This is a genomic window from Sphingopyxis sp. 22461, assembly GCF_052044915.1.
Classification (GTDB): domain Bacteria; phylum Pseudomonadota; class Alphaproteobacteria; order Sphingomonadales; family Sphingomonadaceae; genus Sphingopyxis.
The window spans coordinates 291,110-311,547 of the sequence record NZ_JBQENY010000005.1; the positions used below are offsets into that span (position 1 = coordinate 291,110).

Consider the following 20,438-nt stretch of genomic DNA (forward strand, 5'->3'; position numbering starts at 1 on the left):
CGCGCAACAATCTATGGGAGGTTGCGCCGCCTTATCATATATTTGTGATGCACGGGTTCGAAGTGGACTTTGTATCGCCGCATGAAGGCGCCATGGATGCCGCCGGATCGTCGACGGCGAGTCCAGGCTCGATCTGCCGGCCGAGGCGACCGACGTCGTCGCCGTGCTGGCAGTTCTCGTCAGGGCGCCAGTTCGCCGCCTGGGCTGGGGCTGCCCCGCGGCAGAGTTCCAGTGGTGGCAAGGAACGCCTAGAGCGCATTACCAAGATGGGCGACAGTATCTGTGGCAGCTCCTGATCGTCGCCGCGAGCGCGCTGGTCCGATACGCCAAGGAGAAACCCAGCACGGTCGATCCGGGCTTTGTCGAACTGCTCGTCAGAAAGCCGGCGCGCGCTGTTTCGGTCGCTATCGCTAACAAAATGGCGCGGATCGCACGCGAGGTCATTGCGGGCGGCGGCGTCTCCGAACGCGGGCATGCGCCTATGTCGGCGGCAGCATAGATCAGGAGCTTAGCTGAGAAGATCAGCTTCACGAAGTTGTGAGCGCGAGGATGGCAAAATCGGTCGGACCCGGAACAAGGACAACTCAAGTTCTGTCATAGGCGTAAAAGCCTGCAAAGCCGATCAGACCTCGTGCGCCGACCCCGTCAGGGTCAGCAGTCTGCACTGACTGCATCAACAGGCCGGACAGACGACTGCGTCCGACCTGCGGGAGCCATCCACAGACCACAGTCCGCAAGCGGTAGAAGCCGCCTGTTTGGAAGTGTCCAATTGCGCCAGCAGCTTCGCAATCTTGCGAACCATTCTCAACTGCGCTACCGGCGCAGCCGAAAAGGGGAAGTGAGAATGATTCGCAAGATTGCGCTGGGCCTGTCAGCCTCGGCCGCGGCCCTGGCGCCGAATGCGTTTGCCGAGGAAGCTGCTGACGACGCGGGTGATGAGATCATCGTTACCGGGCGCGTGGCGAAGCTCTACCGCGTCGAAGAGACGGCAAGCGGAAAGATGCCGACCGAACCTCTCGCGTCGTCGCAGTCCATCACCGTTCTGACGGCCGAGTTGATCGAGGATCAGGGCGCACGCGACGCGCAGGATCTTTATCGTAACATCTCGGGCGTCAGCGTCTTTTCCTACGCTGGCGTGACTGCCCGCGGCTTCCGCCAGCAAGAGAATTTCTACGACGGGTTGCGCGGCGATCCTTATATCGGCTTCGCGGTCCCGCAGCTCTTCAACATCGAGCGCGTAGAATTTCTGAAGGGCCCCGCAGGCATGCTCTACGGCCAAACCGCGCCGGGCGGCCTTTTCAACTATGTAACCAAGAAGCCGTCACAGATCTTCTCGGCGTCGGCAAAGCTCGTCGCCGGAACCGAGAACCGCTATGGCGGGCAGGTCGAGGTGACGGGTCCGGTAAACGACGCAATTTCGCTGCGCGGCGGTGCCTTCTTCGAGGATCGCGACTTGCCCCGCAAGTTCGCGGACAATAAGTCGCTTTTGCTCGATGCCGGAGCGACCTTCGATTTGGGCATCGCGAAGCTTACGACGCAGGCATGGCGGATCGAGCAGGATCTGGCAGCCAATCGTTTGCGCGGCATCGCGGTCGATGCCGGTGGTCATTTCCTCGCCGACCGGCGCTGGAACCATAACGAGCCGAGCGACTTCCTCGATCTTCGTTCGACCGCGCTCCAGGCGAAGCTCGAGTTCGAGCCAACCGACAATCTCAAGATCGATATTGCGGGCCGCCACATCGACGCGTCGGAGAAGCAGAAATATCACGAGCCGATCGCATTGCTCGACCGAGATACCGACGGGCGCTTTGACGCGGTCGCGCGTCAATATCGCGACCAGTATCGCGGGACAAAGAGCTGGTCGTTCGGCGGTAACGCGGTCTGGTCGGCGCAGATTTCGGACCGCGTCTCCAACCGCATTCTGGCGGGATTCGACTATAGCAGCGAAGATGCGACCTCGACCGCGACGTCGCTGACAGGCAGGGCCACGGCAGTCGCCGGGCTGCCGTGCCCGCTCGATTTCGTGAATCCCGTCTATCGTGCCTGCGATCCTGCAGCATATGATCTGCAGGCGCCGACGACCACCTACACCGATACGAAGCGCAACGGCTTCTACCTGCTTAACGAACTCACAATCGGGCGGCTGGTCGCGGTCGCCGGCATTCGCACCGACAGCTTCGAGGATGTCAGCATTGCAGCGAGCGGCACGCGGACGCGGTTCAAGGATCGCGACGAAAGTTACCGCGCCGGACTCGTCTGGCGCGTGCGCGACGATCTGTCGCTGTTCGCTCAATATGCGACCAGCTTCGAGCCGCAATCGGCCTCGGCGCAGGATCCGCGGGCAGGGGGGCCGTTTCCGCCGACTACCGGCGACATGATCGAGGGCGGGATCAAGACAGCGCTGCTGGCCGGACGAATCCAGAGCAGCCTGTCGGCATACAGGATCAAGCGGCAGAATCTGCTGCAGGCCGACCCGGGGGGCGACACGAACACGCCGTCGGATGGAATCGACAACAGCGTCGCCTTCGGTGAAGTCGTTTCTAAGGGCATCGACGTCGATATCGCTGCCGATATCACCGACAATTGGGTGCTAACCCTGACCTACGCCTATAATGACACGAAGGTCACCCAGTCGACGACGAGTGCCAACGGCGGCATTTCCAACGTCGTCCCGGGTGGCCGCTTCGCCAATGCGCCGAAGAACAAGCTTGGCTTCTGGACGCGCTATCAGATCCCGAGCACGGGGTTGGCGTTCGCGCTCGGTGGCGACTATGTGTCGAAACGCATCAGCCTCTCGAACCAGCGTATCAATCCCTATTTCGTGTTTGATGGATCGGTGACCTGGAGCCGTGGACCATGGGACGTACGGCTGCGCATCGACAATATCCTCGACAAAACATACGCCGCCTCGGGTTTCAACGACCGCGGCGGACATTTCCCGGGCGAGCCGCGATCCGCCTTTGTAGAAGTGGGGTATAAATTCTGACCGCCGCAGCGGCCGTCCCCCTCGTGAAGAAGAAGGCCGGCGGTCGGCGGCTATGGTGGGTGGTGCACCAATGGGTCGGCCTCAAGCTCTCGCTGTTCCTCGCGTTTATCCTGTTCACCGGAACGCTCGCTGTGCTCAGCGCCGAGATCGACTGGCTGCTCCACCCGACGCTGCGCGTGGCGCCGTCCTCGGTTGAGGGGCCGCCGCGGTGGGATCTGATCGCCGAGAATTCCGCCCGCTATCCCGGCGTCGCGACGATCAACTATATCGCCCGGCCAACTGCGCGCGCGTTTGCCGTCAGGGTGGCGATCGAGCGCACCGACGACACCCGCGGCTATCTCCATGTGCATCCGACCACGGGGAAAGTGCAAGGCGAGCAGGGTTTCGTCGACGCCCAACGTGTACTCCGCAACTTGCACCGACACCTCAACCTGCCGGTCAAATATGGTGTGCCCATCGTCGGCTCGCTGTCGATCCTGCTTATGATCAGCCTCGTCACCTCATTCGTTGTCTATCGCAAATGGTGGCGCGGCTTCTTCAAACCGATCCGCTGGCGCGATGTGCGGACCTCATGGGGCGATTTTCATCGTCTGGCGGGAGTGTGGAGTCTCTGGTTTGTCGCGTTGATCGCGCTTACCGGCTTTTGGTATCTCGTCGAGCAACTCGGCGGCGACGCGCCCGACCTACCCGAACCCGCGAGCAAGACTGCCGCTTTGCCGTCGGGGGGTGTGGCGACCGATGCGGCGGGTCGGTTGAGTGCCAGCCTCACGGCAGCCCGGCGCGCCGACCCCATGTTCGTAATCGAGTCCGTGCAGTTTCCCGATGACAAATCGGGAGCCTTCATCTTTCAGGGTCAGCGAAGCGCATGGCTGGTACGGCCTCGCGCAAATGCCGTGTGGGTCGATGCGGCGTCGGCGCGCGTGGCCATGACGAGCGACGGGAGCGATCTTGGTGTCCATCAGCGCGTTTCCGAACTAGCCGATCCGCTGCATTTCGGAACATTTGCTGGCTATTGGACGCGCATTCCCTGGTTCCTGTTTGGGCTGTCGATGACCGGCCTCGCCTTGTCGGGCGCGGCCATTTACTCGCATCGCGTCGCCCACAGCGCCCGCGTGGCGGTTGCAAGGAGGCCGATTGTATCCGGAGTATGGCTAGGAATGAGTAGCTGGCGATGGCTCTCGTCATTGCTCGTTTCGACTGGCGCGGCGATGATCGGCTGGATGTTTTACAAGGGTTAAATGGCTTGATCACCCATTGATTAAGGCAGCGGGCGTTCAATCCGGGCGCGGCGCTCGCTGGACGGCCTTACCTCGATGCTTGCGCCAGTCCGCGAAGCCGTCGTGTATGCCGGTGTCGGGTCACTGTTCGTCAGCGCCTTCGCTGCCAGTGTCGCCGACCTGAGCATGGTCCAGACGGGCCGCGACCTTGCTGCGTGGATCGGCTTGATCCCGTGCCAGAACTCCAACATTAGCAAGGAACGGCTTGACGGCTTCTTGCGTGCGGGTAACCGATATCTGCATCGGATGCTCATCGTCGACGCGATGGCAGTAATCCACCATGCCAACCGGCACGGGCGAATCTGACTCATCGAGTTAATGAAGAAGCTCGCGACCGAAGCTTGCGGTCGCTGTAGCTCGCCTCAAATCGCGTGCGTCTAGGCGCACCCATGTAGAACCTGTCCAATGAGTTCCTCCACTGCGATGATGACAATATTACATAACCACATCCCGGGACGAAACACTTAGTCATATCGAATGTAGCAGCGATGATGATCGCTGATCGATTTCGGGAGATGATCAGGAGTCAGTAGCGCCCGCGGGTTCGAGGCGCATTTCGACGTAACCCTATCGCCCCTCGGGGGCTTGCTCCGGGAAGCCGTGCGGCGCTATGTCACCCTTCCGCGCTCGATATGGAGAGATGCATTGGACAAGGGGCGTGCCGAGATCGTCGCCTGGGTCGGCAGCCAGATGCTGCCGCACGAAAGCGATGTCCGCAGATGGCTGCGGAAGCGGGTGCCGTCCGACGCCGCGATCGACGACATCGTCCAGGAGGCATATTGCCGGGTCGCGGCGCTCTCGAGCATCGCGCACATCGATAACGGCCGCGCCTATTTTTTTCGCGCAGTATCGAGCATCTTCATCGACCAGTTGCGGCGCGCGCGCGTCGTTCGGATCGACAGTGTGACGGAAATCGGAGTGCTGAACGTCGTAGATGAGGAACCATCGCCCGAGCGCGTGGTTTCGGCCCGGCGCGATCTGGCACGGGTCCGTAGGCTTATCGAGGAACTTCCGGCCAAATGTCGACGGGTTATGGAATTGCGCAGGATCGACGGCCTTCCTCAAAGGGAGGTCGCCGAACGTCTGGGCGTGACCGAGAATGTCGTCGAAGCGCAATCGATCCGCGGACTGCGCCTGGTCATGAAAGCGCTCGAGGATGAGGGCGCTACCGACGTCGCGCCCCGGCGCCCGTTCAAGCTACGCGGCGGGGACAAGGCCCGGCATGAGCGGCATGACTGAAAACGATGCCGCCGCGTGGGCGGTGCGCCGGGAAAGAATGGGCGACGACCCCGCGTTTCAGGCCGAACTCGACGCTTGGCTCGCCGAGGATTCTCGGCGACCCGGCGACTTCCTGAAGGCCGAAGCCACCTTAAGCTTTCTCAATCGCGGCCGGGCGCTCTCGGGAACTGCGGACGAGCTGGAGGAAGAAGCGGACGCCCGTGCGCCGACGATGTTTTCGCGGCGGAAGCTTTTTATCGGCGGCGGGGCAGGGGCACTGGCTGCGAGCGTCGCAGGCCTGTTCCTTTTCGGGTCGGCGGGCGAGGATTACCTGACCGGCTTCGGTGAAGTGCGCGAGGTGGTGCTCGACGACGGATCGACCGCGAGTATCAACACCGATACCGAGCTGCGCGTGGCGATGACGGAGAGCGCGCGCCATCTGCGTCTCGCTCGCGGCGAAGCATGGTTCGAGGTCAGGAAGGATGCCGCGCGGCCATTCGAGGTCGAAGCCGGCGATGTGCGGGTTCGCGCCTTGGGCACGGCCTTTTCGGTGCGGCGTAAGGGAAGCGAGGTCGAGATACTCGTCACCCACGGGACCGTCGAAAGCTGGGTCGCGGGATATGAGCGCGAACGGGTGAAGGCGTCCGCGGGCACCCGGGTCGTCGCCGCCGCGGGCCGGCCGCCGCAAGTCATCGCGGCGCCGCAGGACGTTGAAAACGCGCTGGCGTGGCGGCGCGGCGAAATCATGCTCGATGGCATGCCGCTCGGCGATGCCGCGGCGGAATTCAACCGGTACAACGCGCGCAAGATTGTCATTGCCGATCCCGCTTTCGCGAGGGAGCGGATGGTCGGGCAGTTTCGGATGCGCGAGCCCGCGGCATTCGCGAAAGCGGTGCGCCACGCGCTTGGTGCGCGCGTCGTCGATTCGGGAGCGACCTTGCGCATCTATGGGCCGGGGGCGCATGAAACGACGCGGTGAGTCCGCGAAACGGGCAATGTCGCCGGGCCGTCGGTCGCGGTGACCGGAAAGGATGGACGGAATCGGTGGCGAGGCGCTGGTCAATCGCGGTCGCAGCTTTTTGCATCACGCCGGGCGTCCCGTCCGCCGCCCAGCAGCAGGACATGCGCAGCTTTAATATAGAGGCGCAGGACGCGGCGGCCGCCATTCGCCACTTCGCGCGCCAGTCCGGTATCCAGATACTGGTTGCCGAGGCCGCGACGCGGGGCAAACGGAGCGCGCCCGTGCGCGGTACGATGCCAGTTCGGGCCGCACTTGTCCGGCTGCTGCGCGGTACGGGCCTCGAAATAGCGTCGTACGACGGACGTACTGCCGCTTTGCGTCCGCGCGCGGCGCGCAAGCCGCCGCCGCGCCGCCCGGTCGTCCGCGCGCCTGCTCCGCCGCGTGCCCCGCCCCCGGCTGAAAGCCCGCCCGCGGAAATCATCGTCACCGCGCTACGGCGCGAGGACCGGCTGAGCGAGGTTCCGGCGGCGATAACCGTCTTGCAGGGCGATGCGCTGCAGTCGGGGATTCGCAGCGGCACGCGCGACTATCTGACGACGATCCCCGGTATCGGCTATACGGAAAATACGTTGCGCGCGAATCGCATATTCCTGCGCGGCGTGTCCGATGGGATCAGCACCGGCGATCCCGTCACCGGCATCTATCTCGACGAAATTCCAGTGACCGAGACATTCCAGGCATCGTTCGATCCCGGTGCGCTCGATCTCGAACGCATCGAGGTGGTGCGCGGGCCGCAGGGCACCCTTTATGGCGCGGGCGCGATGGGCGGGACGGTCCGGCTGGTGACGCGAAAGCCCGATCTCGACGAGGCCGAAGGCTATGTCGAGGCGGTGGCCGATGCGACGCGCGGCGGCGGGATGGGCTATCGCGCGCATGGTGTGATCAATCTCCCGATTGTGTCGGGACGGCTCGCGTTTCGGGCGCTGGTCGGCAGCGACCATGACGCGGGATGGATCGACGAGACCGCGCGCGGCGATCGCAACGCCAACACCGTCGACATCCGTCAGGCGCGGGTGCAACTCCTGTGGGCACCCGGCGACGATTTGCGGGCCACATTCGCGATGCATCGCCAGGAACGCGACGCCGACGCCCCGTCGTTCGAGGACCGCGATCTCCCCAAGGGGCAGACATTTCGCAATTTCCGGCAAGCCGAGGCATCACGAGCCGATCTCTATAGTCTTGTTCTTTCCCGCGACTGGGACAGCGTCTCGCTCGTTTCGGCGAGCAGTCTCTTGCGCAAGCGCACTGCTAGCCGGACGGCGAATACGCTGACGCCGTTGCTTGCGGCCGCGATCGGCGTAACGCTGGGCCCCGGCGAGGGCGCGGGGGTCGATTTCGCGGGACTATCAAGGCGCTTCACGCACGAAATGCGCTTCGTGTCACGCGGCGAGGGACGGCTACAGTGGCTCGCGGGCGTTTTTTATGCCGACGACCGCCTCCGCTTCGATCAATTTTTCGACCTGTCAGAGGCGCCCTCGCTCGCAGCCGCAGCGGGGGACGCAGGCTTGTTCTCGCTAGCCCAAACCTATCGCGCGCGGCAGCAAGCCCTGTTCGGGGAGGTGAGCTTCGACCTGTCGCGGCGGCTGTCGGCTGTCGCCGGACTGCGCTTTGCGCACATCAGCCAGACCGGCACTGGCATTGCCGGCGGTCTGCTCAACGGCGGCCCCTTATCTTTTCGCCAAAAGGTTTCGACCTCGTCGCTCGTCCAGAAATACCAGCTTCGCTTCGAAGCCGCGGAAGGCCGCAGCGTCTATGCCCAGGCTTCGCAGGGGTATCGCAACGGCGGCCCGGCCGGAAATGTCCCTTTCGATCTCTGCGCCGCCGATCTCGCGGCGATCGGACTGAACACGGCGCCGGTCTCGTACCGACCCGACCGCCTCTGGAGCTATGAAATCGGTATCCGCAACCGCCTGCTCGGGGGACGGCTGATCGTCAACGGCGCTGTTTATCTCGCCGACTGGCGCGATATGCAAGCCGCGCAGGTGCTGCCTTGCGGTTTTCCCTTCACGATCAATGGCGGGCGGGCAACAAGCAAGGGTGCCGAGATCGAAATCGCGTCCGAACCCTTGCCGGGCTTGCGGTTCGATGCGTCGGCTTCTTTTCTCGACGCGCGCCGCACGCGGTCGATCCCCTTCGCGGAAGTCCGTGTCGGCGATCCGCTCCCTTTCGTCGCGCGGTCGTCTTGGAATCTGTCGGCTACCTACCGATGGCGCGCGGCGCAGGCGACGCCCTTTGCCCGGCTGGAAGTCAATCACGTCGGCAGGCGCTGGAGCCCGCCCGCGCCGGCGAGCACCGAACTCCTCGAAATGCCCGCCTACACGACGCTGCGCCTGAGCGCGGGCATCGACATCGCGACCTGGTCCGCCACATTCCTCGTCGACAATTTCACCAACACGCGCACAATCTATCGGCGTACCCCGGTCTATGATTATGTCGGTGCGCCGCGCACGCTCGCGGTGAGAATCTCGCGTAAATTCTGAGGTCTGGTGGACGCCCTCCGGATGGGCCGGGAGCAGCGCCTTCGGTAGCTCCCGGCAGCCGCCCAGCGAAATCCGAAATAAATTTCCCTCCGCCCGACGGAAATCCTGACGTCGTTCGTCATGGACTCTGAACGACCGGTCGGCACGCGGAAGGCGCGCGACCGACGGGCGGCAAGGGAGGGACTGAATGACGGACCGAAAAATGTGGAAACTGGCGTGGCTTGCAAGCGTCGCCATCCCCTTGGCTCTCGCGCCGGTGCAAAGCTTTGCCCAGGAGGGGCAGGAAGCAGCTGCGACCGACGGCGAGAATGACATCGTCGTCACCGCGCTGCGCCGCGAACAGCGGCTGCAAGACGTTCCGGCTGCGATCGCCGCGCTCGACGGCGACGCCTTGGCCGCCAAGGGGGCGCAGGACTATCGCGACTATCTCAACACCGTGCCGGGGGTCAATTTCAGCGATAATGGCTATCGCTCCAGCCGCATCATCATTCGCGGCATTTCAGACGGTTTCGGCGCGACCGATCCGCTGACCGGCATCTATATCGACGAAGCGCCGATCACCGAGGGCGGCCAGCCGACCCTCGACCCCGCATTGTACGACGTCGAGCGCGTCGAAGTGCTCAAGGGGCCACAGGGCACGCTCTACGGCTCGGGCTCGATGGGCGGCACCGTGCGCGTCATCACGAAGAAGCCCCGTCTCGATGTCTTCGAGGCATCGGCGCAGGCGACGATTTCCGACACTCGCTACGGCGGCTGGAATCGCCGCGTCGACGGCATGCTCAATGTTCCGATTGCACAGGACCTGGTGGCGCTGCGCGTATCGGGTGGATATCGCAAGGACGACGGGTGGATCGACGATGTCATCCGGAACGAGAAGGACGGAAACACGGTCGAGAAGATCAACGCGCGCGCGCAGCTTCTCCTTAGGCCCGGACCCGACACGTCGATCACCTTTGGCGTCCTCTACCAGAAAGAGAATCTTGGGATCCCGGCCTTCGCCGATACCCTGCTTGGCAAATTCCGAACCGGGCGGGTGTTCCGCCAGAACGGAGAGTCCCAATCGCAACTCTATAGCCTCGCGATCCAGCAGGACTTCGACGCTATGTCGCTGGTGTCGGCCACCAACTATCTGAAGAAGGATAGCGTCAACAACATCGACGCAACCACAGCGCTCAGACCGCTGGTGAATTTTTTCGGCGGGATAACGCTTGGCGCCGACGAAGGTCTCGCCGTTACCACGCCTGGGAACTTCCGGCTATTCACGCAGGAGGTGCGGCTGTCCTCGACCGGCAATCGCCCGATCGAGTGGTTGGTCGGTGCTTTCTATTCTGACGCCAGGACGGATATCCCGCAAAGTTTCGACTTCTCGCAGGCGCCCTCGACGATGGGCAATATCACCGCCGACGAATTCTATATTTCGAGAACCGAGCCACGGACGCGGCAGATCGCGGGCTTCGGCGAACTCACCTACAACATCACCGATCGCCTCGCGGCGACGGCAGGAATCCGGGTGTTCGACGTCGACCAGAACACCCTGAGCACCGCGAGCGGCCTTCTCAACGGCGGCACGACGACGAGCCAGGTGCTGCGCGCGCACAAATCGTCGTTCACACAGAAATATCTGCTCAAATTTCAGCCGACGCGCGACAACCTGATCTATGCGCAGGCCGTCGAGGGCTACCGCAACGGCGGACCCAATTATACGCTGTCGCAGGCTGCCTGCGGCGCCGATCTCGCGGCTCTCGGGTATAGCTCGGCGCCGACCTCCTATGGACCCGACCGGCTGTGGAACTACGAGATTGGCACCAAGAACACGCTCGCCGACGGACGGGTGACACTGAATGCCGCTGCTTATTATATCGACTGGACCGACATCCAGAGCTCGGTCGGGCTCACTTGCGGATTCGGATTCATCGCCAATGCCGGCAAGGCCACGAGCAAGGGGTTCGAACTCGAGGCCGCCGTGCGTCCGGTTACAGGGCTCACGCTCAACGCTTCACTCTCCTACACCGATGCGCGGATCAAGGACGCCGCCCCGGCGACGCAGGCGCGGGATGACGACCGCCTGCCGCTCAGCCCGAACTGGTCGTGGAACGTCAGCGGCCAATATGAGCGGCCGCTCGGCGGAAATATGAGCGGTTTCGTGCGCGGCGAAGTCAATTATGTGGGCGAGCGCTGGAACGGCTTTTCGGGGGTTGGGCCGCGCGCCTTGGTGCTCGACGGCTATGCTACCGCCAATGCGCGGATCGGCGTGCAGGGCGACAATTGGTCTGCTGCGCTCTTCGCGACCAACCTCTTCGACACCGACATCGTCTATTTCCGTTCGCTCGGCGGCACCTCCTATGACGTCACCGGCCAGCCGCGCACGATCGGGCTGACGACGCGCATCGGTTTTTGATCGTGCGAAGGGCGCGAGGGGGACGCAATGCGAACGGGGTGGCACATTGTCTCCTTGCGGGGATGATGGCCCTGTCGCTCGTCTTCGCCGCTTCCTCCCTCGCGCAGGCGGCGGGCGAGCCGGCGGAGTTCACGCATGAGATACCGAAACCCGATACCGAATGGCTGAAGGAAGGCGAACAGCGCGGCGCCGGCTGGCTTCGGGAGCAAAGAGACTTCCTGGCCAAGATCGACGCAACGCCTGGCTGGCATCAAAACGCCAGCGGGCTGCGCTTTCGCCGCGAAAGCTCCGCAACGGACGGCGAACGACCCGCGCCGGGATCGTGGGTCAAGGCCCGCTATGTCGGGCGGCTTGCCGACGGAACGCTATTCCACCGCTCGCCCGGCGACGCGCCGGTCGAAGTGCCGCTTTCCGGTGTCGTGGCGGGCTGGCGGGAAGGCGTGGCGATGATGCGAACGGGCGAAACCTGGCGGTTCGTGATCCCGTCCGCGCTGGGATATGGCGACAAAGGCAGGGGGCCCGTTCCCGGCGGCGCGGTGATGATCTTCGACATCATATTGGTCGCCGCCGAGACTCCCGAACGAGGCTGAACCAGACGCGCGACAGAGATCGCCGGCGCCCTGCATCCGGGTCTTGGCGATATTGATATTCAAAAGGGGTTGAAGAACATGATCGACCATCTCGCTCCGGTTCGGCCATCCCGCAGGGTGTCGAACCGGATATTGCGGACCGGCATTGCTCTGGTCTTGGCTTTGTCCGCCACGGCCTCGATCGCCGAGACCGTCGCGGGTCCGCAGCGCGCCCTGACATCCCCGCGAAGCCTTCAATCGCCTCGCAGCGCCGACGCGAAGCCTGTTTCGGTCGACGATCTGTTCACCACGGCGCGGTCGGAATCCGCTGTGTGGTCGGTCGACGGCAAGTCGATCATCTTTAACAGCGACCGCGAAGGACGCATGAATATCTGGTCGAGGCCGGTCGATGGCGGCCTCCCGCGCAAGCTGTCGGATAGCGGCATGCGCGAGGGCGGCGTCGAGGCAGCGCCCGATGGCCGCACCATCCTGTTCGCGGGCGACAAGGACGGCCGCCAGATCTTCGACCTTTATAGCCTGTCCGTCGGCGGCGGCGATGCGGTCAACCTCACCGCGACCGACGATATCAGCGAAACCGCGGGGCTGCCCTCTGCCGATGGTCGCTTCGTCGCCTTTGCACGGCGCCCCGCGAAATCGCCTTCCTACGATATTGCAGTCCTGGACCTTGCCAGCCGCGAGGTGCGGTCGCTGACGAAGGAAACGACCGAAGGTGTCCAGTGGATGCCGGTCGCGGTCTCCCCGGACAATCGCTATATTCTCGCCAACCGCTTCGACTGGAGCCTGACCGTTGGCGAACTGTATCTCGTGGACGTGGCGACCGGCGAGGCCACGCGCCTGACGCCGCCCGGCCGCTATGCCCGCGCCGGCGACATTTCCCCCGACGGCCGCCTGGTCAGTGCTTCGCTCGAAAACGAGGCAGGCGTCAGGCAAGCGATCATCATCGACGTGACGGCACGCAAGACGATCGCGCTGCCCCAAAGCGAATGGGAGCAGACCGCGGGCCGATTCTCGCCCGACGGCCGATCGCTGATCGTGACGACCAATGCCGATGGACGCGACATCGTCTCGCTCCATGATGTCGCCAGTCGCCAATCGCGGACCTTGCGCTTGCCCGGCGGGGTGAGCAGTTCGCAAGGCTATACGACCGGCCTGCCGCGCTTTTCGCCCGACGGGCGCCGCCTGCTGTTTGCGCATACGTCGGGCTCTGACCCGATGGACTATTGGATCTATGATCTGGAGGCGAACCGCAGCAGACGCGTGACCGATCTCGGCGGCGCGCTGAGCGGGCTGCCGCGGACGCAGATCATTCGCTACCCAGGCAGCGACGGCACCGTCATCAGTGCGGTGCTCTGGATGCCCTACAATTTGAAGCGCGACAGAACCCACCCCGCGGTCGTCATCGCGCATGGCGGTCCGACCGGCCAGGCCACCGACGCATTCGATCGCACCGCCGCGGCGCTGGCTTCGCGGGGCTATATCGTCATGGCGCCGAACTTCCGCGGCTCGACGGGCTACGGCCGGGACTTTCGTGATGCCAACCGCATGGACCTTGGCGGCGGCGATCTTGCCGATGTCGTCGCCGGAGCCGACTTCCTCATCCGCACCGGCTACGTCGATCCGAAGCGGGTCGGCATCACTGGCGGCTCCTATGGCGGCGCCATGACCATGATGGCGATCGCGAAGACGCCCATGCGCTGGGCGGCGGCCGTGGAATTGTTCGGCATCGTCAACTGGCGGACCATGTGGGAGCAGGGCGCGCCGCAGAACCGGCGGTATCAGGAGGGGCTGATCGGAGATCCGGCAAAGAATCCGGAGGTCTATGACCGCGCGAGCCCGCTCACCTATCTTCACCAGGTCCGCGCGCCGTTGCTGGTCCTGCACGGCGAGAATGATCCGCTGGTTCCCGCGATCGAGGCGCGGCAGGTCGTCGACGTCCTCCGGCGTCAGGGCAGCGCCGTCGACGCGCATTTCTATCCCGGGGAAGGCCATGGGTTCGCCAAACGCGAAAACCAGATCGACGTGCTCGAAAGGACGATCGCCTGGTTCGACCGTCATATGGGCCGGAAATGATGGGCGGAATGACGCTATCTCTGCCGATGACGAACTGACACGATGCTTGTGCTCCTCGCCATCGCCGTGCTCGTCGCGGGACTCGTCTTGCGGTTCAACCCGCTGCTCGTCGTGCTCGTTTCGGCCGCCGCCGCCGGAGCCGCCTCGGGCCTGCCGCCCGCCGAATTGCTCGCGACCTTCGGCAAGGCTTTCAACACCAACCGCTTCGTCATGATCGTGTTTCTGGTCGTACCGGTGATCGGCATGCTCGAAAGCCATGGCATCCAGGAGCGCGCGCGTCAGATTGTGGCGCGGCTGCGCGGACTGACCGTGGGCCGGCTCCTGTTCTTCTACCTCATCGCGAGGCAACTCTCGTCCGCCGTCGGCCTGACCCAGCTGGGCGGGCAGGTCACGATGGTACGCCCGATCCTGGGGCCGATGGTGGAGGAAGCCGCGCTGGCGCAGGATGGGGAAGAGGCGGACACCGACCGCGCCAAGGCGATGGCCGCGGGGACCGACAATATCGGGCTGTTCTTTGGCGAGGACATCTTCCTCGCGATCGGCTCGATCCTTCTCATGGTCGGCGTGTTGCAGGGCTATGGCCTGAAAGTCGAACCGCTCGCGCTTTCGATGTGGGCTATTCCGACGGCGATCGCCGCCCTGATCATCCATGGCGGACGGCTGCTCCTGCTCGATCGCAAAGGCCGCCGCAAATGATCGGCTTGCCCCATGTCTATGTCATGACCGGACTGATGTTCGCCGGCTATGCGGCGCTGACGCTCATCGACCGGCGGGATAGCAAGCGGCTCGGCACGGCGCTCCTCTGGGCGTTGCTCGGCGCCAGCTTTCTGCTCGGCGACTATCTTAGCGATGCCTCCAACGGCGTGCTCGCGGTCGCGATCGCCGCGGTTGGCGGGCTGGGCCTGACGGCGCCCGCCGGCCAGGTCAAAGTCGATCGCGCCGTGCGCGAGCATGAGGCCGTGCGGCACGGCAACCGGTTGTTCGGACCGGCGCTGCTGATCCCAATTGTTGCGATCATGGGAACGCTGCTGTTCTGGAACGTCCCGCACCTCGTCCGGCCGGGAGAGGAAACGATCGTCGCGCTCGCGCTCGGCGCCGTCCTGGCGCTCGTGCTTTGCATGGCGTGGTTTCGCGCGGGGCCGATAACCCCGCTTCGCGAGGGCCTGCGGCTGATGGACGGCATCGGCTGGGCCGCGCTTCTGCCGCAGATGCTCGCCAGCCTTGGCACCGTCTTTGCGCTGACCGGCATGGGCGAGGTTCTGGGCGAGCTGATCGGTTATGTCCCGACCGGCGGCAGCCTCTTGGCGCTGGTGGCTATCTATTCGATCGGCATGGCGGTGCTGACCATCCTGATGGGCAACGCGCTCGCTGCCTTTCCGGTGATGTTCGCGGCGATGGGCGCACCGCTGCTGGTCCATGCCGACGGCGGCAATCCCGCCGCGGTCGCCGCCGTCGGCATGCTCGCCGGATTTTGCGGCACATTGCTCACCCCGATGGCGGCGAATTTCAACCTCGTTCCGGCGGCATTGCTCGAACTGCGCGACCAATATGGCGTGATCCGCGCTCAGGTCCCGACTGCACTCGCGATGCTCGCCGCGAACATCCTCATCCTCTATGCGCTCGGGTTCCCTCATTGATGGACAAGCTTACGATCGATCGCGCCGCGCAATTCGCCGGGCTCACGCTCGGCCATCTCGGCCGCGAATATCCCAGCAAGCTCGACCAGGTGCTGACCGGCCCCGCCGACCTGCAGCCGCCGTCGCACCTGCACCCTGTCTTTTACGGCAGCTTCGACTGGCACAGCTGCGTCCACGGCTGGTGGCAGGTGATGCGCCTGCTGCGGCTGTTTCCGGCGATGCCGCAAGCATCCGAAATCCGCGAGCGGGCCGATGCGATGCTCGTGCCAGAAAAGATAGCCGGCGAACTGGCCTATCTCGACCGGCCGGGCGCGCAGGGGTTCGAACGACCCTATGGCTGGGCCTGGCTTCTGGCGCTGCATCAGGAACTCGCTTTGCATGGTGGCCAGTCCTGGGCGGCGGCGCTCGAGCCGCTGGCGCGGGCGTTCGCGCAGCGCTTCCATGATTTCCTGCCGCGGCTGACCTATCCGCTGCGCGTGGGCACGCATTACAATATCGCCTTCGCGCTCATTCTCGCCCGGCGTTGGGCAATCGTACACGATCCCGCACTTGCGGCACTGATTGACGAGCGGGCGCACGGCTGGTTTGCGACCGACCGGGCGTGCCAGGCCTGGGAGCCCGGCGGCGACGAGTTCCTGTCGCCGGCGCTGACCGAAGCGCTGCTGATGAGCGAAGTCCTGCCCGCCGACGCGTTCGCGCGCTGGTTCGACGGCTTCCTGCCGGCGATCGGCGACGGCGAACCGGCGGTGCTGCTCACGCCGGTCATCGTGTCGGACCGAAGCGATGGCAAGATCGCGCATCTCGACGGGCTCAACCTCAGCCGTGCCTGGTGCTGGCGCACGCTCGCAGGGCGCCTGCCGCGCGATCACAGGATCATCGCGCGCGCACATGCCGCGGCCAACGGCCATCTCGCGGCGGCGCTCCCCTATCTGGCGGCCGATTATATGGGCGAACATTGGCTCGCCACCTTCGCCCTTCTCGCGCTCGAAGCCGTCGAAAACGGCGCCGCGTCGGCATGACCGCGATCGGCAACGCGCGAATTCTTGCAGGAACCAAATCATGACCAACTGGCAGTTCTGGATCGATCGCGGCGGGACCTTTACCGATATCGTCGCGCGGCGCCCGGACGGCGGCTTCGCGTCGGCGAAGCTGCTGAGCGAGAATCCCGAGCGCTATGCCGACGCCGCGACCGCGGGAATCCGGCAGCTGCTCGGGCTGCCGGAGGGCGCGCCGCTACCGCCGGACGCCATCGATTCCATCCGCATGGGCACGACCGTCGCCACCAACGCCCTGCTCGAACGCCGGGGCGAACCGGTCCTGCTTCTCGTCGACCAGGGCCTGGGCGACCTGCTGATCATCGGCAACCAGACCCGGCCGCGCCTGTTCGATCTCGACATCCGCTTGCCCACGCCGCTGTTCGATCGGGTCGCCGAAGTCGGTGGACGCATCGATGTCGATGGACGCACCATCGTACCGCTCGACGAGGCGGCCACGCTGGCGATGCTGGCGCGGCACCGCGACGAAGGCCTGACGGCGTGCGCGATCGCGCTCATTCATGGTTGGAAATATCCGGCCACCGAGTTGCGGCTGGTCGAACTCGCTCGGCAGGCCGGCTTTACACAGATATCGGCGAGCCATGTGGTCAGCGCGCTCGCCGGATTGGTTGCACGCGGTTCGACGACCGTGATCGACGCCTATCTGTCTCCGGTGCTGCGCGACTATGTCGACCGGATCGCGGGCCAGGTCGGCGACACCCCGCTCTTTTTCATGCAATCCAATGGCGGGCTGACCGGCCACGATCGCTTCCGCGGCAAGGATGCCATCCTCTCCGGCCCGGCGGGCGGAGTCGTTGGCGCCGCCCGCACCGCCGAAGCGGCGGGCTTTAACCACATCATCGGGTTCGACATGGGCGGAACCTCCACCGACGTGGCGCTCTATGCCGGCGCGCTCGAGCGGGTGATCGATGCCGAGATCGCGGGGGCGCACGTTCGCGTGCCGATGATCGCGGTCCACACCGTCGCGGCGGGCGGAGGCTCGATCCTCCATTTCGACGGCGCCCGCCTGCGCGTCGGACCCGAAAGCGCGGGGGCGAATCCCGGGCCGGCCTGTTACCGCCGTGGCGGCCCGCTCACCATCACCGACGCCAATCTGATGCTGGGCAAGATCAGCCCCGATAGCTTCCCCGCGATTTTCGGCCCGCACGCCGACGAGCCGCTTGATCGGGAGGCGGTCGAACAGCGTTTCGCGATACTGGCGAAAGAGGTCGCCGCCGCGACGGGCAGTCCGGTCGATCCGCGCGCGCTGGCCGAGGATTTCGTGCAGATTGCCGTTGCCAACATGGCGCGCGCGATCAAGGAAGTGTCCACCAGTCGCGGCCACGATGCCGCGAACTTCACCTTGCAATGCTTTGGTGGCGCGGGCGGTCAGCATGCCTGCCTCGTCGCCGAGGAACTCGCCATCCCCCAGGTGCTGCTCCATCCGTTCGCCGGCGTGCTCTCGGCCTATGGCATGGGACTTGCCGATCAGCGCGAACTGCGCCGCAGCGGTGTCGAACGGGCGCTCGATGCGGCCTCGCATGCCGATGTTACGGTCCTCGCCGAAACGCTTGCCGACGAGGCGCGCGCCATGCTCGTACGCGAACTGGGCGCGGCCGACGTGACCATGACCAGCCGCGCGCTGCTGCGCTATGCCGGCACCGATACCGCGCTCGACGTGGCGTTCGGATCGATCGCGGCGATGCGGGCCGAATTCGAGGCCGCGCACCGCCGGCGCTTCGGCTTCGCTACGCCCGAACGCGGTCTCTTCATCGAAAGCATCGAAGTCGAGGCCGTGCTGGCGGGTCAGCCCGTCGCCAGCACGCCATTGGCGCGCCGCGCGGCGGGCGCGTCTGTCCCCGTCGCGGGGCGCGCGTCCTTGTGGAGCCGCGGCGCTTCGCATGACGCGCCGGTCTATGACCGCGAAGCGCTGCTCGCCGGCGATATCGTCGCCGGGCCGGCGCGGATACGCGAACCGCTTGCCACCACGGTGGTCGAACAAGGCTGGGAAGCCGCAGTCGACGCGGCAGGCAACCTCATCCTCCGCCGCATGGAGCGTGCGGCAGGAACGCGCCGGGTCGAGATTGGCGATGCGCCCGACCCGATGATGCTTGAACTGTTCAACAATATCTTCATGAGCGTCGCCGAACAGATGGGCGCGGTGCTGCAGCGCACCTCGACCAGCGTCAACATCAAGGAACGACTTGATTTTTCGTGCGCGCTGTTCGACGGCGCGGGCAATCTCGTCGCCAATGCGCCGCATGTGCCGGTCCATCTGGGCGCGATGGGCGAAAGCGTCCGCACGGTGATCGCCAGCCGGCGCGGAGCGCTCAAGCCGGGCGACATGATCGCGCTCAACGATCCGTTTCGCGGCGGCACGCATTTGCCCGACGTCACGGTGATTGCGCCGATATTCTCGCCGGATGGCCGGGAAATCCGTTTCTTCGTCGCCAATCGCGGACATCATGCCGACGTGGGCGGGACCGCGCCCGGCTCGATGCCGGCGACTTCGGTTGCGCTCGCCGAGGAAGGCGTGGTGATCGACGACTTCCTCTTGCGCGACGGGGCGGCCTTTCGCGAGGCGGAGTTTCGCGCGCTGCTGGCGAGCGGACCCTGGCCGGCGCGCAGCCCTGACGTCAATGTCGCGGACATCAAGGCGCAGATCGCCGCGAACGAGACCGGGATGCGCGAGATCGAGGCGGTGGTCGAGCGTTACGGCTGGGCCGTGGTGCAGACTTATATGCAGTTCATCATGGCCAATGCCGAGGAGCATGTGCGCCGCGTAATCGACCGGATCGAGGACGGTCGTTTCGACTATCGCATGGACGACGGCTCCCTGCTCTGCGTCGCGGTCACGATCGATCGCAAGCAGCGCTCTGCGCGCGTCGACTTTTCCGGCACGAGCCCCCAGCGGCCGGGCAATTTCAACGCACCGCCAGCGGTGACCCGCGCCGCGGTGCTTTATGCCTTTCGCTGCCTGATCGACGATGACATCCCGCTCAACGAAGGATGCCAGGCGCCGCTCGATATCGTGGTGCCCGAAGGAAGCTTTTTGGCGCCGCGGCCCGGCGCTGCGGTGGTCGCCGGCAATACCGAGGTCAGCCAGGCGATTTGCAATGCCGTGTTCGGCGCGCTGGGGGCGGCCGCGAGCGCGCAGGGGACGATGAACAACCTCCTCTTCGGCAATGCGGAAACCCAATATTACGAAACGATCGGCGGCGGGTCGGGCGCGGGGCCGGGGTTCGACGGGGCATCGGCGGTGCAGACGCACATGACAAACACGCGTATCACCGACCCCGAGATCCTCGAATTGCGCTACCCGGTCCGGCTCGATCGTTTCGCGATTCGGCATGGATCCGGCGGCGAAGGACAGAGGCGCGGCGGCAACGGAGCAATCCGGACCATTCGCGCGCTCGGCCGGCTGACCGCGACCATCGTTTCCTCGCGGCGCACCGAAAATCCGTTTGGCCTCGAAGGCGGCGACGCGGGCAAGCCGGGCCGCCAGTGGGTCGAACGCGCGAACGGCAGCCGGATGGACCTCGCGGGCACCGATCAGGTCGAACTCGATCCCGGCGATGCGATCACCATCGAGACGCCTGGCGGGGGCGGCTTCGGCCGGCCGGCCGATGCCCTCCCGCAATGACAGAAAAAAGGGGAACAAGATGTTTCGTCGCGCGACATTAATCGCACTGTTGGCGGTCCTGGCGCCCATGACCCCGCTGCGGGC

Annotated in this window: 13 protein-coding genes and 1 pseudogene; all 14 read left to right on the forward strand. The window is 65.0% G+C overall.

From position 1 onward, the window contains the following. Nucleotides 1–170: 170 nt before the first annotated feature. Nucleotides 171–499 (forward strand): annotated as a pseudogene (locus tag ACTJI5_RS10830) (transposase); the annotation flags it as partial. Between the two features lie 345 nt (nucleotides 500–844). After that, nucleotides 845–2,986, forward strand: a complete 2,142-nt coding sequence (locus tag ACTJI5_RS10835) for a TonB-dependent siderophore receptor (RefSeq protein WP_440860298.1) — start codon at nucleotides 845–847, stop codon at nucleotides 2,984–2,986. A 23-nt stretch (nucleotides 2,987–3,009) separates the two neighbouring features. Beyond that, the gene (locus tag ACTJI5_RS10840) at nucleotides 3,010–4,224 is read left to right on the forward strand and encodes a PepSY-associated TM helix domain-containing protein (RefSeq protein WP_440860299.1); all 1,215 of its coding nucleotides are present in this window, start codon (nucleotides 3,010–3,012) and stop codon (nucleotides 4,222–4,224) included. Between the two features lie 75 nt (nucleotides 4,225–4,299). Continuing rightward, nucleotides 4,300–4,569, forward strand: coding sequence for a transposase (locus tag ACTJI5_RS10845; RefSeq protein WP_440860300.1), 270 nt, complete (start codon nucleotides 4,300–4,302; stop codon nucleotides 4,567–4,569). A 339-nt stretch (nucleotides 4,570–4,908) separates the two neighbouring features. Beyond that, on the forward strand, nucleotides 4,909–5,502 hold the full coding sequence (locus tag ACTJI5_RS10850; protein WP_440860301.1) for an RNA polymerase sigma factor: 594 nt from the start codon (nucleotides 4,909–4,911) through the stop codon (nucleotides 5,500–5,502). Beyond that, nucleotides 5,495–6,460, forward strand: coding sequence for a FecR family protein (locus ACTJI5_RS10855; protein ID WP_440860302.1), 966 nt, complete (start codon nucleotides 5,495–5,497; stop codon nucleotides 6,458–6,460). Before ACTJI5_RS10850 ends, ACTJI5_RS10855 begins: the two co-directional genes overlap by 8 nt. 143 nt (nucleotides 6,461–6,603) lie before the next feature. Continuing rightward, nucleotides 6,604–8,982 carry a TonB-dependent receptor domain-containing protein gene (locus tag ACTJI5_RS10860; RefSeq protein WP_440860303.1) on the forward strand — a complete coding sequence of 793 codons (2,379 nt, stop codon included), beginning with the start codon at nucleotides 6,604–6,606 and terminating at the stop codon, nucleotides 8,980–8,982. Nucleotides 8,983–9,169: 187 nt separating this feature from the next. After that, nucleotides 9,170–11,380 carry a TonB-dependent receptor gene (locus ACTJI5_RS10865; RefSeq protein WP_440860304.1) on the forward strand — a complete coding sequence of 737 codons (2,211 nt, stop codon included), beginning with the start codon at nucleotides 9,170–9,172 and terminating at the stop codon, nucleotides 11,378–11,380. A 38-nt stretch (nucleotides 11,381–11,418) separates the two neighbouring features. After that, the gene (locus ACTJI5_RS10870; protein ID WP_440860305.1) at nucleotides 11,419–11,970 is read left to right on the forward strand and encodes an FKBP-type peptidyl-prolyl cis-trans isomerase; all 552 of its coding nucleotides are present in this window, start codon (nucleotides 11,419–11,421) and stop codon (nucleotides 11,968–11,970) included. 78 nt (nucleotides 11,971–12,048) lie between these two features. Further along, nucleotides 12,049–14,040, forward strand: a complete 1,992-nt coding sequence (locus ACTJI5_RS10875; RefSeq protein WP_440860306.1) for a S9 family peptidase — start codon at nucleotides 12,049–12,051, stop codon at nucleotides 14,038–14,040. A 42-nt stretch (nucleotides 14,041–14,082) separates the two neighbouring features. Then, nucleotides 14,083–14,736, forward strand: coding sequence for a DUF969 domain-containing protein (locus tag ACTJI5_RS10880; protein ID WP_440860307.1), 654 nt, complete (start codon nucleotides 14,083–14,085; stop codon nucleotides 14,734–14,736). Then, a complete protein-coding gene (locus ACTJI5_RS10885; RefSeq protein ID WP_440860308.1) occupies nucleotides 14,733–15,677 on the forward strand; it encodes a DUF979 domain-containing protein in 945 nt (314 codons plus the stop codon). The genes ACTJI5_RS10880 and ACTJI5_RS10885 overlap by 4 nt, the downstream gene beginning before the upstream one ends. After that, on the forward strand, nucleotides 15,677–16,696 hold the full coding sequence (locus ACTJI5_RS10890; protein WP_440860309.1) for a DUF2891 domain-containing protein: 1,020 nt from the start codon (nucleotides 15,677–15,679) through the stop codon (nucleotides 16,694–16,696). Before ACTJI5_RS10885 ends, ACTJI5_RS10890 begins: the two co-directional genes overlap by 1 nt. A 40-nt stretch (nucleotides 16,697–16,736) precedes the next feature. Beyond that, nucleotides 16,737–20,354, forward strand: a complete 3,618-nt coding sequence (locus ACTJI5_RS10895; protein ID WP_440860310.1) for a hydantoinase B/oxoprolinase family protein — start codon at nucleotides 16,737–16,739, stop codon at nucleotides 20,352–20,354. The last annotated feature ends 84 nt before the right edge of the window (nucleotides 20,355–20,438 follow it).

Bases quoted from the DNA above. Each gene is read 5' to 3' on its own strand.
- ACTJI5_RS10835 (WP_440860298.1), top strand. From the start codon at position 845: ATGATTCGCAAGATTGCGCTGGGCCTGTCAGCCTCGGCCGCGGCCCTG.
- ACTJI5_RS10845 (WP_440860300.1), top strand. From the start codon at position 4,300: ATGCTTGCGCCAGTCCGCGAAGCCGTCGTGTATGCCGGTGTCGGGTCA.
- ACTJI5_RS10855 (WP_440860302.1), top strand. From the start codon at position 5,495: ATGACTGAAAACGATGCCGCCGCGTGGGCGGTGCGCCGGGAAAGAATG.
- ACTJI5_RS10860 (WP_440860303.1), top strand. From the start codon at position 6,604: ATGCGCAGCTTTAATATAGAGGCGCAGGACGCGGCGGCCGCCATTCGC.
- ACTJI5_RS10865 (WP_440860304.1), top strand. From the start codon at position 9,170: ATGACGGACCGAAAAATGTGGAAACTGGCGTGGCTTGCAAGCGTCGCC.
- ACTJI5_RS10875 (WP_440860306.1), top strand. From the start codon at position 12,049: ATGATCGACCATCTCGCTCCGGTTCGGCCATCCCGCAGGGTGTCGAAC.
- ACTJI5_RS10880 (WP_440860307.1), top strand. From the start codon at position 14,083: ATGCTTGTGCTCCTCGCCATCGCCGTGCTCGTCGCGGGACTCGTCTTG.
- ACTJI5_RS10885 (WP_440860308.1), top strand. From the start codon at position 14,733: ATGATCGGCTTGCCCCATGTCTATGTCATGACCGGACTGATGTTCGCC.
- ACTJI5_RS10890 (WP_440860309.1), top strand. From the start codon at position 15,677: ATGGACAAGCTTACGATCGATCGCGCCGCGCAATTCGCCGGGCTCACG.
- ACTJI5_RS10895 (WP_440860310.1), top strand. From the start codon at position 16,737: ATGACCAACTGGCAGTTCTGGATCGATCGCGGCGGGACCTTTACCGAT.